Source organism: Sphingobacterium sp. UBA5639 (assembly GCF_002421245.1).
Lineage (GTDB): Bacteria > Bacteroidota > Bacteroidia > Sphingobacteriales > Sphingobacteriaceae > Sphingobacterium > Sphingobacterium multivorum.
Map to the genome: position 1 here is coordinate 1 of NZ_DIJR01000035.1, position 15099 is coordinate 15099.

Genomic DNA, 15099 nt, shown 5'->3' on the forward strand with positions numbered 1-15099 from the left:
CCACCAAAAGTGGGGAAGAACCGTAAATTGACCCCATGATTCCTGTACGTTGCACTGGAGTATATGCGCAATTCCATTGAGTTATCGCATGCTATTCCGGCAGATGTTGACCCCTCTATAAGATTTAGATGAACTTATTCCGGATCATACTGACCCCTCAAAAATAATGTTGGTGGTAATGTAAGTGTCCCAAAAAATCAAACAGCTTAAAACTGGACATAAATGTTTAGATTTAAGTAATAAAATGAAAAAAACACGTTTTACAGAAAGCCAGATTGTGCGAGCACTCAAAGAGGGCGAAGAAGGCAGAAAGACCGAAGACATCTGCCGTGAGCTGGAAATTAGCAAAGCCACATTTTATAACTGGAAGAGCCGTTACGGAGGCATGGAAGCCTCAGAAGTCAAACGCCTAAAGGAACTTGAGGAAGAAAATGTACGTTTGAAAAAGATGTTTGCCGAACTGAGTATGAACCATGATATCCTAAAAGAAGTCATCACAAAAAAAGGTTGGGGCTCCGGCAGCAAAAACAGTTAACCCAGGAGATTGTCCTGGATCACGGTTTGAGTGTCACCGGAGCCTACAAATTGACAGGCATGTGCCGTTCACAATATTACTATGTTAGTAAGAAAGATGACAGTGCAGTCATATCTGCATTAGATGATCTGTCCGCCAAACATCCTGTATATGGATTCCGAAAACTATATGCCTACCTGCGCAGAGAAGGTAAGCCATGGAACCATAAAAAAGTATACAGAGTATATAAGCTGCTAAATATGAACAAGAAACGACGTGGCAAACGTCGGCTACCTGCTCGGGAGAAACAGCCTCTGGAACAACAGGGCAGCATTAATCAAAAATGGAGCATGGACTTTATGAGCGATAGCTTGGCCAGTGGAAATAGGTTTAGAACTTTTAATGTGATGGATGACTGTTCCCGTGAGATATTGTGTATCGAAATAGCTACTTCAATTTCTTCTTTGCGGGTAACTCGGACACTTGAACAAATCATAGACTGGCGGGGCAAACCGCTCTGTCTACGCGTAGATAATGGTCCTGAATTCACCAGTCATCATTTTGAGCTCTGGTGTAAAGACCAAGGCATCGCTATTCAATTTATCCAGCCCGGTAAGCCTATGCAGAACGGCTACATCGAACGGTTCAACGAAGTTATCGCAAAGAAATTTTGGATGCTTATTTATTTTTCAACTTGTCAGAAGTAAGAGAACATACCCAGGCATGGATGGATGAATATAATAACAATAGACCCCATGAAGGTCTTGGGAATCTTACACCAACGGAATTATCAAAAAATATTAGAAACAAACAACAAATAAATCAATTAGTAACGTAAATTAGAAAAGTCCAATCTCAGCTGTCGGAAAAATGGGGTACTTTATCCAGCACAATTCTTGAGGCGCTTTAATGCGAAATATGCAAATATAGTGTGTTGAATTATTTTCAATAGGTTATCTTTGCATAAAGCCTATTGTAAATGTCAAAGAAGAAATTAAAATTGAACGAATTTAGAGTGTCGGGTGATGTTAAACCGATTTCTTACAGTAAGAGAACGCCAATTGAATTAAATACTTATGATACCTTTTATGGCTCTTATAGAGAAAATATCGTATGCTCATGTAAAATAGAATCTCAGCATTCCGATTGGTCAGGTAAGCCAATGGCTATGGTTATTATTAATGATTCCCCAAAGGGATCTAAACGTAATTTATATGCTGATGAATTAGGTACAACACCTGAGGAAGCAATACGACATCAATGGAGCTTCTTTACGGATTAACTCCTCTGTCTTTGGAACTAGATGTGGAAAAAATAATCTCTTTCGCAAAAAAAAAAAAAACAGGTAAGTCTACCTTGCAAAATCAATAATTGTTCAATATGATAAACAAATGTACTGTTTGTAAAAGAGTAAAAGGGAAGAGAAGATGTCTGAAATCAGGACAAATGATATGTAGTAAGTGCTGCGGAGAGATACGCTCCTGGATATACTGTAATACCGAGTGTGAATATTTTCCTTATGAAGTATTGAATTATACTCCATATAATTCACAGAAAGCAGAGCTTATAATGGTATCTAATGGCATAACAACTAAATTTGAAGTACCTCTTTTTTTACCTAATTTGTTTGATGTAATTACCTGTACAGTAAAGGAATTACGAATAGATCTACTTGATTTTAATAAAGCCGTAGTATCAATAAGTTTCAAATTGGATAGTGATAGGGGGATAGGAAATGAAATTTATTTGAAAGATAACTGGAAAATCCAAACTTCCAACGTCCAGTTTAGAAATGATAAGATTTTAGCTCCTTTGGTTATAATGTCTACTTCTCAGAGTAGTAATTGTAATTATGTACAAGCGAAATGTAAGTATGGAGATTCTAGCTTATCACTAATAAAAACATCTTATAGTTTAAATGTTTGGCTACCACATGCAAGATCTTCTAGTAAGAATATTGATGTAAAAGATATGCCTGAATTTGAATCAGATTACATTTCGGCTGTCGTTCATCAAGGAAGACTTGCTTCAAAGAAAAATGATGTTTTCTGGGCGGAATTTAATACTAAATTTGAATACAAAGTATCATTCGAAATCGAAAATGCAGACGTTCATATTAAGCAAAAGCAGCTTTCCTTATTATATTTAGGAATTTTTCTTCCTTATAAAAAAGTTATAATTGAAAAATATACTGTAAATAAACCTAATTCATTCTCTATAAATGAAGAGTCTTTCTTAGCCTTACAGACATTTGGAGATTACGAAGATAAAAGATTATGGGAGATTCCATTAGAATTAAATTTTGGAAACAACTATCATGGCGGATTTGTCAAAAAATTAATTAATGAACTTCCGCCTAAATATCACTTTGATGAATACTTATATAAAGATTATTTTTTCTTTTTAAATCATGACGACGAGATTTCTGCAAATCTTTTATTTAATACAGAAAATATTGTTTCAGCCTATTTTAATGTATTGAAAGAAGTATACGATGGCAAATACTCTCCAATTATTTTAGTTATTTCTAATATGAGTGAGCAGATTAGAAAAATAAAAGTTGTATATGAAATTAAAGGTTTATCGGATAGATGCGTCGAAACTGTTTATTTAGATCCCTTGAATACTTTGAGTATACCGCTTTTTCCTATTTTGAATGATGTCTATTTGTCTAAATTGAATGAACATTCATCTGTGCAATTTTTTGTGGAAGTTTACTATAAAGATACACTTATATACGAGGATTCTAAACGGCTAAATTTATTACCAAAGGAGACATTTGTGTATGATAGCGAGGATCTAGGAAAGTCTAATAAATACTATTTTTATTCATTTTTATCACGATGGGTAACCCCTAATTCCGTATCAGTAGAAAGAATTATAAATGAAGCAGCGCAATCAATTAGTGGCTTTGAAGGAATGTCAGAAGATTTAGGTACTATTACTAAAGAAATTGGTGCATTATATCGTCAAATATCATCAAAAATGAAGTATGTCTCTAAAACCTTCAGTCTTTATAAGGGAACAACTTCTCTTCATCAAAAAGTCCACCTTCCAGATAACACCTTTAGCAATAGCGGCGGAAACTGTATTGATTTAGTTATATTTATGGCCAGCTGTCTAGAAAAGTTAGGTTATTGTCCTCTAATCATCATCGTGCCAGAACATTCGTATCTGGGAATAAAGTTTGACAAGTTCACTATTTTTTTGGAAATGACCCAAATTGGAGAGATAAGTTTTGATGAAGCGATGATTGAGGGGAATAAAGTTCATAATGAATACTTTGATATCAATAATAATCCTAGAGAAGAGAATTGTGTTATTATTGATGTTAAAGAATCTAGGAAAGCGCAAATTTTCCCTATGAACTAGTTTAAAATAATGCGAAACATATTTAGGATTAAAGGTCAAATCTTAAAAGTTTTCTCAAGACGAGACAATAACACATTGTTTCTATATAACGTTTTTTTAGAATATTGTGTTTATTCTTCTTTATTTTAATGAAAAAATAATATATAACGTTAGAAAATTGAATTACTAATCTTGATAAATAGGGACTACCTTACCATTCTCAACTTTATAACCAATAATTATTTTGCTGATTGGAGGGGTAGACTTTCTTCGATTTTTTATAGTGTCTATTTTATTGGCTAATCGATTTATATCATCAACCTCCCTTTCATATATATAAGAATAAATTACCGGATACTCTGATAATTCCTTATTTTTTTTTTCTTCTTTGTTACTTCTTTTTTTCATCTTTAATTTTAGTCATAAATAAATCAACAGGATTATTTCCGGACGATATTATTCCTTTTGGTTTTTCGCCTTCTTTTACATCAGTTGAAACGGAACCGAAGCTATCCAAAATCGTATTGTTGTGAGTTATTATCTTATAAAATGTTGTTGTTGGGTTGTTAGCATAAGTGTCAAAAATCAATCCTAATGGTACATATCTTTTCGAAATATGAAAGCGTTTAAGGGCTCGTTTAGTAGCTTTCACACGATCCAACTCAATTAATGTTAAATGTACAAAGTAATTGGCTTTTTTCAAAATCTCAATTAATTTTATAATACTCTCTACGTTGCTTCCAATTTTTGGTAAAACTATATTTGCTTCTGTTTCAATACAATGATCAAATAATGATTTAAACGATTTCTGATTGCCATTTCCAAAAACTATCTTATCAGACTCTTCATGTACCAAAGTTGCTCCGAAAGGCAACGCAGAGAATTCTGGTAATTTTCTCTTAGCATAATCTGAATCTAATATGATGGCGCCATATTCATCAGCAATTATATTGGATATTCCCGACTTACCGGATGCTGGTAGTCCAATCACAATAAATGCTTTTCTCTCTGCTTTGACAGGTTTCAATGGGAATGCACCACCTTTACCTAATACGATGTCTTCATCGTTTTTTAACCTTTCCTGAGTTAACAACTCCAAAACTATTTGTTTTTGAAGCGAGAGTCTCTCGGAATCCTTTCTATATTTGCTTATTCTGTAGGATTTACTATTTAAGCTTATAAGAGATTCATCGAAATTCTCTATATTAAGTTCTGTTGATACTACTTGAGAAACAACATTATACATTTCATCATCATTGATATTAATTGAAAGAGCATTTTCTAAAAAGTGCTCTACTAACTCGAAGTTATTCAATGGTCTACTTGTCCTATTCGCCATTTAAAACGTTTTTGTAACTGTTATTAATTAATATTCCTATAAAATTCGGTGAGCCATATGCGACGGGGCAGAGTGAATGTTGCTCTAGGATCAAATTAAAGGGGATTGTTTCTAATGGCATTTATTTATGGTAAATATAAACATTATTAATTTAATTTTAGAAAATATGAGAGTGTTACTATACTAATATAATGAAAAATCGAAACGCTACGAGTATCTCATAAATTACTTTAAAGTTTTCATTTACTGGTCTAAAAGAAGATGACGTAAACATTGAAATGAGGATAGCAATTCCTTAGAATCTGAATTTCCTCATAGATTTTTTAAAATATTGAATCTTGCCAACTATAGTCATGTAATTATTATTTCTTATTCTGTTTATTTCCCTCCGATTTGGTCTCCGCGTCAACAACTACAATCTCAACGACTACGTTTTCCATCAATTTCGAATCAGACCCGTCAGCCTTTTTCTTAGGTACTTTTTTATAATGTATTACAATTTGCTCATCTTTAGGAATTCCATTGGGGAAAAAATCATCCAAGCTTTTCAAACCAAATACCTTCTTTAATATTCCTAAATGGCGGAGGTTATACTTTTCCGGTTGATCTAAAGACTCACATTTTCCAACAAAATTTTCAGCTAAGCCCATTTTTCCACTTAGTACTTCCTGTGACCACCCCCTTTCTCCACGCAGGCCTTTAATATTAAAGATTAATTCGTACTCAATTCGAAATATAGCTTTCGTTTTATAAATTTCATCCATGTCAAAATTTTTACCACCAAATGTTTGGTGGTCTTAATGATTGTTTTTATATTTGTGTACCCAATCAAGGATTGGTAATAAATATGTTAACTATGTCTATTTTAAATAGACCATGAGTTGAACGAGCCTTTGAATCCGAAACTAGCAATTGAAAATTCAGCGTAAGGCAGCAAGTTTAACCCATGTCTAAAGATATTGTGTATCTTTGCGCAATCTTTAGGCTGGGCTTGTTGATTGTTACGCTGTGGGATTGCTAGTTCCCGGATGATTGCAGGATACAAGTTCCAGCCTTCTTAATTCCAGCTCGTTCACATAAACCAAAACAATTATGAGAACGAACACAACACACACTACCCATTACACGCATTCGATCAAAGATCGCTACGCGAGGTATTCCCGCAAATCACTTTTAAAGAACATCATACGTGCGCCTGAATAGATAGCAACATATAAAACAGGCTGTAAAAAGCAATAAAAAGGAGATGTCTTGACTTTCCTTAAAATGCAAAGACAGCTGAACCCAGTTCAGTCTAATTTCCCGCTATTTACGCCTGTCACCGACCTATACATTTATTAAGTTGCTTAAAAAGGTAATATTGGTCAATGAAACAGCTTTATTTTATTTTTCCACTTTAAAATTAAGTAAATTTTTGTTGAGTCCAAACTTTTTATCCGTAGTTTTTATTGCAATCCAATATCGCTGTAGGTCGGTATTTACTTCTTTCCGGCAGGGAGCGCCATAATGAACCCTATTTATGCCTTGAAATTGTATCTCGGCGCTTTTCGGACTTTTAATCCTATTTGTCCATTTGGCATAGGTCGCATTTGATCTGTGCAATGACAAGCCATTTTGAACGCGAAATTTTCGTGAAGGGGGAAGCTATGTCTGTATCTGAGCGAGCACCCGAAGGCTTGTCATACTTGATGAAACTAAATTATGAACCAAAAAACAAACAACCTGCTGCCCTTTGAGCTAGCATGTTATGAAATATACGACAATGGATACGATCCATTAAATACCATTCGGGAGTTCTGGTCCCAAAATACAATAAATGACTGTCAGGAAAGCCTATTGGCACTCTTTGAAAACTATAGAAAGGGCGAGGAACAACAAGATGCTGCTGATGTAAAGCAGATGCACACCTTTTTGATGAAAGTGTGCCGTGTACTGATCGCTTATTTTCTGGTGCACTTTCGTAAGATCAAAATCGATGCGGTGCCATTTGCCTTTGCTGAACCTGCAGAAACGATAATCGCAGATCTGGAAGCCAAACAAAGGATCCATAGTTTCTTTAATAGAATTTCAGAATAATACCTAATCCATAAGCAGATGATAAAAACATCAAAATCATTTTCGGCCTTATTGGATAAGGTAGTCAATATTCCAGTTATACAGATTACACTACTTGTAATCTTATTCATACTAGTTTTTCAATCCTATTTAACTTGTTTTTTAAAGGCATTGAAGAATACAACAATGCTTTTTACTTGCATTGCTGTATTTCATATGTTTAGTTTATCGGCTCAGACGCCCCGCAAGGACAGCGGGGCCTACGGGCCAACTCCTTTGCAGATCGGTGATACTATACCCGAATCACTATGGAGTACGCCTTTGCAGGTTGTAAACCACTCCGATGGTAAAAAAGTCATTTCTTTAAATGACTACAGAGGAAAGCTCATTATCTTGGACTTCTGGGCGACGTGGTGTAGCCCTTGTGTAGCAGCCCTTCCAAAATTGCAAAAGCTACAGGCTGATTTCAGCGACCAAATAGCGATAGTGCCCATTACCTTTCAAAAGGAACATATTGTGAATACTTTTATAAAGCGTAATGAAATTGGAAAGAAGCTGAACTTCTCACTTGTCACTGGTGACACATTGCTTTCCACCGTTTTCCCGCATCAATTATTTTCACACTTGGTGTGGATTGATAAAAAGGGAATACTTAGGGCAACCACATGGTCTGAATATGCCAATGCTGCAAACATTAGTATGGTATTGGAAGGCAAAGTGCTAAACTGGACAATGAAAAATGACATGCTCCAATTTAATAAGGACATGCCGCTGCTCACATCTACAGAAAACGGGGCTCCAGTGCCATCAAAAATTTATTATACAATGTTTTCAGGGCATCTGAATGGTGTGAACCCAACTGTGGGTACATCTAGGGATAGCATAGCCAAATCAGTCCGTAAATACTTTATCAATATAAGGTTGGTAAACCTTTGTGTGATCGCATGGGGAAAATCCATACCCGAACTATCTGCAAAGCAATATGTATATCCGACCGCTAAAAAAAGCATGTACGTACGGCCTGAAGCTGTTTATAGTGAGGACTGGAATAGGGAAAATACCTATTGTTACGAGGCGGTGATGCCCGAACATACAAGCTCTGCAGATTTTAACGATATGCTGGCGCAAGACCTTAAACGCTATTTTGGCATAGCGGGATATTTAAACAGAACCAATATGCAATGCCTTGTCATCCGTTCTACAAAAACCGTTAGAAATAGGATTAAGGTCGGTATCAAACTATCTGACCTAATTTGGAACTTCAATAATACGATTTTTTCAGTTCCGCTGATTGTGGATGAAACGAATGATCCAACTAAGCTAGTTTCTTCCTCGATTATGCAGTGTAAAGACCTCATAACTTTACGTACATCGCTTGAAGCTGAGGGCTATGCTTGTACGCTGGAAGATCGGGAGATAGAAACATTTACCATCCATAAAATCCGATAAGCCATGAAAAACATAGTAATAATAATATTCGTTGCCTTAGCCGGAATGAAAGGGTTGATCGCTCAAACTACGCTGCTGGGGAAAGTTTTTGATACAGATACGCATAGGCCTTTATCGCATTGTACTATAAAAGTTGATGGAGAAGCAAATGTCCTTGTCACTGATGAGGGTGGACTATTCAGTTTAAAAACCGATAAACCAACGGTGGTTTTGACGATTAGTTATACGGGATATAAAAAGAAGGAAATACAGGTGGATCTTCCCCAAAAGGAAATGCTCTTAATTCCTATGGGTAAAGAGATAATGGCGCTGGAAGAAGTCAGTGTCATCAACACGGGGTATCAGAATATTCCAAAAGAAAGGGCTACGGGCTCATTTGAACATATTGATAGTGCCTTGTTTAACCGGAGGGTAGGGCCCGACGTACTTTCGAGGCTGGAGGGAGTGACAGGCAGTTTACTAGTCGATAAAAGAAATGCCGACCAGGTGAAACTTCAAATAAGGGGAGTCAGTACGCTTTATGCTTCCGATGATCCGCTGATCATATTGGACAATTTCCCGTATGAGGGGGATATCAACAATATCAACCCAAATGATATAGCGTCGGTATCGGTATTGAAGGATGCAGCAGCGGCATCTATCTGGGGTGCTAGGGCAGGAAATGGGGTTATTGTGCTCACCTCGAAAAAAGGCAGGTACAATCAGTCGGTTCATTTGGATCTGAATACGAACCTCACGATTGCACAAAAGCCTAATCTTTTTAACATTTCAATAATGTCTACCCCAGATTATATTGAAGCGCAAAAGTTTTTGTTCAAAAATGGCTTTTATGATAATGAACTGAATGACACAGATTATCACCCTCCAGTTGGACAACTGATTGAACTGCTGGAAAAGCAGAAAAATACTCCGGAAAGTGACTTGGCTGGCATATCTGCTATTGAGCAGCAGATTAAAGCATTGGGAAAGATTGATATTCGGAACGATTTTGAAAAATACCTCTACAGGTCAGCTATTAACCAACAGTATGCGCTGAACCTGAATGGCGGGAATGAAAAGATAAAGTATGTGCTGAGTACCGGTTATGATAAGACAGCCAGCGAGTTAAAAGGCAATAGCAGTGAGAGGTTCACATTTCGGTTTAATCAAAGTCTGAAACCTATTAAAAATCTTGAAATTAGCACGAATATATTATATACTCAAAATTCAACCCAATCCAACAGTCCCGGTGGTTATTTTGGAGCCTATTCGATCGGAAATAGACAGCTTTACCCGTATACAAGATTTGCTGATGAAGCGGGTAATCCCTTGCCTATTGAACGGAATCTGCGCCAATCTTATATCGATAGCCTGCAAACGACGGGTTTATTGGACTGGTCTTATAGGCCGTTAGAAGAATTGGATTTAGCCGACAATAGAAATAGGGGTAAAGACCTGCGGATCGGAGCGAATGGTACATATAGTTTTTCATCCGCCTTAAAATTGGATGTCCGTTATCAATATGGTACGTATGATGTAAATGGTAGGAATTACCATAGTGCGAAAACCTATTTCGCACGTGACCTGATCAATAGATTTACAGATATATCGTCCGGTAAAATGATCCGAAATATTCCTTATGGAGGTATCCTTGATGAAAATGTGAGTCAGTTGACCGAAAACTCAATCCGTTCTCAGCTGAATTTCAACAAGAACTGGAAAAACGATCACCAAGTTGTCGCAATTGCTGGGATTGAAGCGAGGGAGATAAAAACTCAAAGTAAAACAACGCGAACTTATGGCTACGATGATAATCTGCTCACTTTTGTTCCCGTAGATTATGTAACGGAATTTCCGAGTTACAATAATTTATTTGGGTCGAATAGGATAGATGGGAATCAGAATTTTGGTTCCTTGTTGAACCGTTTTATTTCGTTGTATAGTAATGTTTCATATACCTATAAAAAGCGATATACGGTAACAGGAAGTGCACGGAAAGATGCTTCAAATTTATTTGGAGTAGAAACAAATAGAAAAGGAGTGCCGCTATGGTCGGCAGGAGTTTTGTGGAATATTCCGGATGAACCTTTTTACAAGATTGACGGACTGTCAAATCTAAAATTAAGACTTACTTATGGTTTTAGTGGTAATCTTCCAGCGAGCCAATCCGCCCTGGTAATTATGAACTATCAGCCCGCTACTGCAAGTCAGGTAAAACTTCCTTATGCAACCATTACCAATCCGCCCAATCCAAATTTGAGATGGGAAAAAGTTGGGATGTTCAATATGGGGCTTGATTTTGGGTTAAAGGGTAACAGGCTTTCTGGAACTATCGAATATTTCAATAAAAATGTAAGGGATATGCTGGGAAATAAGACGATGGACGCTTCTACAGGATTTAGCAGTATGGTGACCAACAGTGCCAATATGGAAGGACGAGGGTTGGATATAAACCTAAGCTCTGTAAATACAACCGGTGCCGTAAAATGGAGCTCTAATGTATTGTTCAGCTACGTAAAGAATAAACTTACGCGTTTCCTGACAAAACCGTCAGTATATGCAAATAGTTATGTCAACAGTGGCGATTTAATTTCAATTGAAGGAAAAATGCCCTATATGGTGGTGAGTTATAAATGGGCAGGCTTGGATGGCAATAATGGTAATCCCCAGGGCTTTTATAACGGCGAGCTTAGTCAAGACTACTATAATCTCGTCTATAGTTCACTATTATCGGATGCGGTATTTCATGGCTCGCCCTTACCTTTATATTTCGGGGCAATACGCAATGATATATCCTGGAAAAATCTATCATTTTCGCTCAACATCAGCTACAATTTTGATTATTATTTCAGGCGCAACTCCATTGACTATTCTTTATTGGCAAGTTATGGGAAGGGGCATAGCGATTTTGCGCAGCGCTGGCAAAAGCCAGGCGATGAAAATTTGACAAATGTACCTTCGTTTACCTATCCATTAGATAATGACCGTGACAACTTTTATGCTCTTTCAGAAGCTACGGTTGAACGGGGCGATCATATCCGGCTAAATGACATGCAGATAAATTATAGCATCAACAAAAGGGGGCTATTTAAACAGATCCAGATTTACGCCTATCTGAACAACCTGAATATCATCTTATGGAAAGCCAATAAGAAAGGAGTGGACCCCAATTTTGTTAGTGGTTTAAAAGCACCTTTAAGCATTGCTTTTGGGCTGAAGACAAGTCTCTAAATTAAAAGATTTAAATTATGAAAACTAGATTCTATTTCATCGTTATACTCTGTAGCATGTTTTTGGGATGCAAGAAATATCTTGATGCAAAACCTGATAAAAAATTAGCTATACCAGCTACGATAGCAGATTTGTGGGCACTGTTGGATAACTATACAAAGATGAATATGTCTTCTCCAAGAGCAGGAGAAGAATATGCAGACACGTATTATCTAACCGCTACTGGTTTCAAAGCGATTTCCAACATAAATACCCGCAATAATTATATTTGGAATGACAAGGGCGAGCTTTTTAGCGATTGGGTAAATGCTTACAGTGCGATTTTTTATGCTAATGTTGTTTTGGATGAAATTGATGCAGTAGCTAAGAACGAGCCTGATGATATGCACCAATTTGATGCAGTTCGGGGATCTGCATTGTTTTTTAGGACTTTTATGTTTTATGAATTGGCACAGATCTTTGCACCGCAATATGCGGAAAATACTTTATCGGCCCCCTGCATTCCACTGCGTCTGAATCCTGATCCTGCTATTCCTTCGGTGAGGGCGACCGTTAGCGAATGCTATTCCCAAATGATAAACGACCTGCGTACTGCTGCTCGGCTCCTGCCTGAGAATTCAGAAACGAAAAACAGACCAAGCAAAGCTGCTGCTTTCGGACTGCTCGGCCGCATATATTTAAATATGGGGGATTATAAAAATGCCGCGTTGTATGCCGATTCCTGCCTGCGAATTTATAGTAAGCTGATGGACTATAATTCATTAAGTCCAACGGCAGCAGTACCCATCCCAAAATTTAATGAGGAAGTGATCTTTGCAAGCCGTTCTTTTAGTGAATCGTCGTTGCTGTACACATCAAGGTGCAGAATAGATACTGTCTTGTATAGGAGTTATGCGGAAAACGATCTCCGTAAAGACATCTTTTTTAAAGCTAACACGGACGGTTCTTTTACAGTAAAAGCGAGCTATGACGGGAGTTATGGAGGTGCTTATTTTAATGGTCTTGCTACGGATGAACAATACCTGATTTTGGCCGAATGTTATGCAAGATTGAACAATATACCGGCTGCAGTGCAATATCTGAATCTTATGCTTGAAAAACGATTTTTGAAAGGCAAATATCAGGCAATACAGGCTAGTACTTCCCAACAGGCATTGGATATTGTTTTGTCGGAAAGAAGAAAGGAGCTGGTTTTTAGAGGTGTACGTTGGTCGGATATAAGAAGACTGAATAAAGAAGATCGGTACCGTATCTATCCGGTCAGGAAACTGGATAACGAACTGTTTGAATTAAAACAGGATGATAATCGGTATATCAGCTTGATTCCGTTAAAAATAATTGAAATTACCGGACTTCCACAAAATGAGCGTTAAAAGAGAACTGGGGGCCCATATATCGGCCTCCAGTTCCTTTATTTACAACTAATCTCAATTTACAACTAATCTCTTAATTTAACATTAGTCGTTTCCACACCGCTGGCTTGCGCATTATTGATTTCGTTTTTAAATGCAGTTGAAAACGAAGCAGGGTGCATTCCACTACCTTCCGGCGCATTAATTACACAGATCTCACCTACATTCGGACATAAATTTGCCGCTTCGGTTTCATTTGCAGGCTGTGTGCTTAACAGGGTATAGTTGCTTTCGGCAGTTCTTGACCCACTACCATTGTATTGATACCACTTAGTAGCAAATACTTTATTGGCATTGTGGTTTGAACTGTCTTTAACATCTGGCTTAAAAGCAAATGTTAGGGTCGCAATTCCGACCATAGTGGCTAGCGCAGACGCACTGAACCATCTTTTATTATTTTTAATGATTTTTTTTGAAATCATGGTTGTGGTCTTTTTTATACGGTCAAAAAAAGGTTGCCTCAAAAAACTTTTATTAATTTTTATTTTGTTGGGTGTCTTTTAGCAGACCTCGCTGGCCGGCTTTGCATCCCGATACGCAGCCTGCCTGTTCCCAGATGACCCCTAAGGGCCATCCGGGATTTCCGTGAACAGTGCCCCTTTACGGTTGTGCAACGTTCGCTGTACAACTCTCTTCTGGGCGAAGGCAATCCGATGCGGCAAAGTGTCCAGCTGAAGCTTGTCTTTGACCAGTCTGCAGACCAAACCCTTGGGCATAGACAGCAGATGCACCTGCGTCCTCAGGGACGAGTATAGCTTTCCGATGCAACGGAAAATGGCTATCATCCTATTCAATATATGGTACTTTCTGTTCATAAAACTTTGTTTTACCTGATCCATTTGTCTGTCGGCAGTGGCGCATCCTTAGCGCAGCATGCCCACTGGGCTTTTATTGTTTCTTCGTTTTTATCCCGCTAACTTTTTCGTCGTTAACTTATACCAAAGTTCGGCCTTAAAAGAGCACTGGGCTTGGCCGAATCTGGAGTCGGGTATGTACCGGATTGAAGTGATGATAGGGTATGGCAATAAAAAATCCCCTCGGGAGGGGATGCTGCGGTTAAATTTTCAAAGGTGTATTGTGGTGGCTTCTTGGATAATCTCGTCAATGAATGCCAGATATTCGTTTTCGCTTTTAAAATTTGGCTTAATTTTCCGATCTACTCGATAAAGAATATGATCGCGTATAAAGACTTCTTCAAAAACAGAACAGATAATGACATATTTATGTGTCAGGTCAATCTTCGAAAGAAGATGATTTACTTCAAGATAATCACCACCGCTGCTCAAGATCAGTATCTCGGCTTTCGCAGCAGACAGTTCCAGCGTTTCCTCACGGATTTCTATTAAACGGGGGTGTTTGGTGAGGGTTGTGACGATATCCACTTTTGATAGATTGATCATCTGCCATGCCACATAGCTATAGCTCGTTTTAATGGGCAATGGCTGCCGCGGTGCTGCTATCTTCCTTGCATGGGACAAAAGGTAATAAAGCATAGCCTTTGGAGAATAAATATTGCCAGCAGCATTTGCTGCCTTGAGTACCTCTTCATCAAGTTGATAATTTTCAGGGAAATAGGAGGCGGCCATCTCGATACAAATACGTAGCGGGCCATATTTCCAGGCTCTATATTTTCCACAGACTTTTCTCGCAATAATCTTGCTTTTGTCAGCTGGCTCAGCGATAAAAAGTTTTCCGACCGCGCTGAAAAATTTTCCGATTTTTTGAATGATTTCTTTCATGTTTTTAGGTCACTAGGTTAATTTAATAAT

At 37.6% G+C, this 15099-nt stretch carries 14 protein-coding genes and 1 pseudogene; 9 read left to right on the forward strand and 6 right to left on the reverse strand.

Annotated elements, in window-relative coordinates; translation table 11 throughout:
* The first annotated feature begins 244 nt into the window (after positions 1-244).
* The 5 genes and pseudogenes from B4Z90_RS25240 (at position 245) to B4Z90_RS22055 (ending at position 3886) form a co-directional block, all read left to right on the forward strand.
* Positions 245-535, forward strand: a complete 291-nt coding sequence (locus B4Z90_RS25240; protein ID WP_414712623.1) for a transposase — start codon at positions 245-247, stop codon at positions 533-535.
* Positions 536-561: 26 nt separating this feature from the next.
* Positions 562-1221 carry an IS3 family transposase gene (locus B4Z90_RS25245; protein WP_370445169.1) on the forward strand — a complete coding sequence of 220 codons (660 nt, stop codon included), beginning with the start codon at positions 562-564 and terminating at the stop codon, positions 1219-1221.
* Positions 1159-1352 (forward strand): annotated as a pseudogene (locus B4Z90_RS25250) (integrase core domain-containing protein); the annotation flags it as partial. The gene B4Z90_RS25245 and the pseudogene B4Z90_RS25250, both read left to right, overlap by 63 nt.
* Positions 1353-1514: 162 nt before the next feature.
* The gene (locus B4Z90_RS22050; protein ID WP_286803280.1) at positions 1515-1796 is read left to right on the forward strand and encodes a hypothetical protein; all 282 of its coding nucleotides are present in this window, start codon (positions 1515-1517) and stop codon (positions 1794-1796) included.
* Between the two features lie 287 nt (positions 1797-2083).
* Entirely contained in the window at positions 2084-3886 is a 1803-nt protein-coding gene (locus B4Z90_RS22055) for a hypothetical protein (RefSeq protein ID WP_286803281.1), read from the forward strand.
* Positions 3887-4051: 165 nt separating this feature from the next.
* Here the strand turns inward: B4Z90_RS22055 and B4Z90_RS22060 are convergent, their stop codons facing one another.
* The 3 genes from B4Z90_RS22060 to B4Z90_RS22070 all read right to left on the reverse strand — a co-directional run bounded on the left by B4Z90_RS22060 (position 4052) and on the right by B4Z90_RS22070 (position 5968).
* Positions 4052-4273: a hypothetical protein gene (locus tag B4Z90_RS22060; protein WP_112376309.1), complete on the reverse strand. Its 222-nt coding sequence runs from the start codon at positions 4271-4273 to the stop codon at positions 4052-4054.
* Complete coding sequence (locus B4Z90_RS22065; RefSeq protein ID WP_204991097.1) at positions 4257-5204, reverse strand: zeta toxin family protein; 948 nt, start codon at positions 5202-5204, stop codon at positions 4257-4259. Before B4Z90_RS22065 ends, B4Z90_RS22060 begins: the two co-directional genes overlap by 17 nt.
* Before the next feature lie 362 nt (positions 5205-5566).
* Positions 5567-5968 (reverse strand): XRE family transcriptional regulator, encoded by a 402-nt coding sequence (locus B4Z90_RS22070; protein ID WP_204991098.1) that lies wholly within the window; start codon positions 5966-5968, stop codon positions 5567-5569.
* Between the two features lie 937 nt (positions 5969-6905).
* Here B4Z90_RS22070 and B4Z90_RS22075 point away from each other — a divergent pair.
* The 4 genes from B4Z90_RS22075 to B4Z90_RS22090 are packed head-to-tail and all read left to right on the forward strand — an operon-like array spanning position 6906 to position 13291.
* Positions 6906-7280, forward strand: a complete 375-nt coding sequence (locus tag B4Z90_RS22075) for a hypothetical protein (protein ID WP_112376314.1) — start codon at positions 6906-6908, stop codon at positions 7278-7280.
* Between the two features lie 18 nt (positions 7281-7298).
* Entirely contained in the window at positions 7299-8708 is a 1410-nt protein-coding gene (locus B4Z90_RS22080) for a TlpA family protein disulfide reductase (protein ID WP_112376315.1), read from the forward strand.
* A 3-nt stretch (positions 8709-8711) separates the two neighbouring features.
* On the forward strand, positions 8712-11918 hold the full coding sequence (locus B4Z90_RS22085) for a SusC/RagA family TonB-linked outer membrane protein (protein ID WP_112376316.1): 3207 nt from the start codon (positions 8712-8714) through the stop codon (positions 11916-11918).
* Positions 11919-11935: 17 nt separating this feature from the next.
* Complete coding sequence (locus B4Z90_RS22090) at positions 11936-13291, forward strand: RagB/SusD family nutrient uptake outer membrane protein (protein ID WP_286803287.1); 1356 nt, start codon at positions 11936-11938, stop codon at positions 13289-13291.
* 65 nt (positions 13292-13356) lie between these two features.
* Here B4Z90_RS22090 and B4Z90_RS22095 read toward each other — a convergent pair whose 3' ends face one another.
* From B4Z90_RS22095 to B4Z90_RS22105, 3 genes are all read right to left on the reverse strand, one after another.
* Positions 13357-13794, reverse strand: coding sequence for a hypothetical protein (locus tag B4Z90_RS22095; RefSeq protein ID WP_204991099.1), 438 nt, complete (start codon positions 13792-13794; stop codon positions 13357-13359).
* Positions 13795-13930: 136 nt separating this feature from the next.
* A complete protein-coding gene (locus B4Z90_RS22100) occupies positions 13931-14098 on the reverse strand; it encodes a hypothetical protein (protein ID WP_286803289.1) in 168 nt (55 codons plus the stop codon).
* 296 nt (positions 14099-14394) lie between these two features.
* Positions 14395-15069, reverse strand: coding sequence for a hypothetical protein (locus tag B4Z90_RS22105; protein WP_112376319.1), 675 nt, complete (start codon positions 15067-15069; stop codon positions 14395-14397).
* Positions 15070-15099 lie beyond the last annotated feature (30 nt).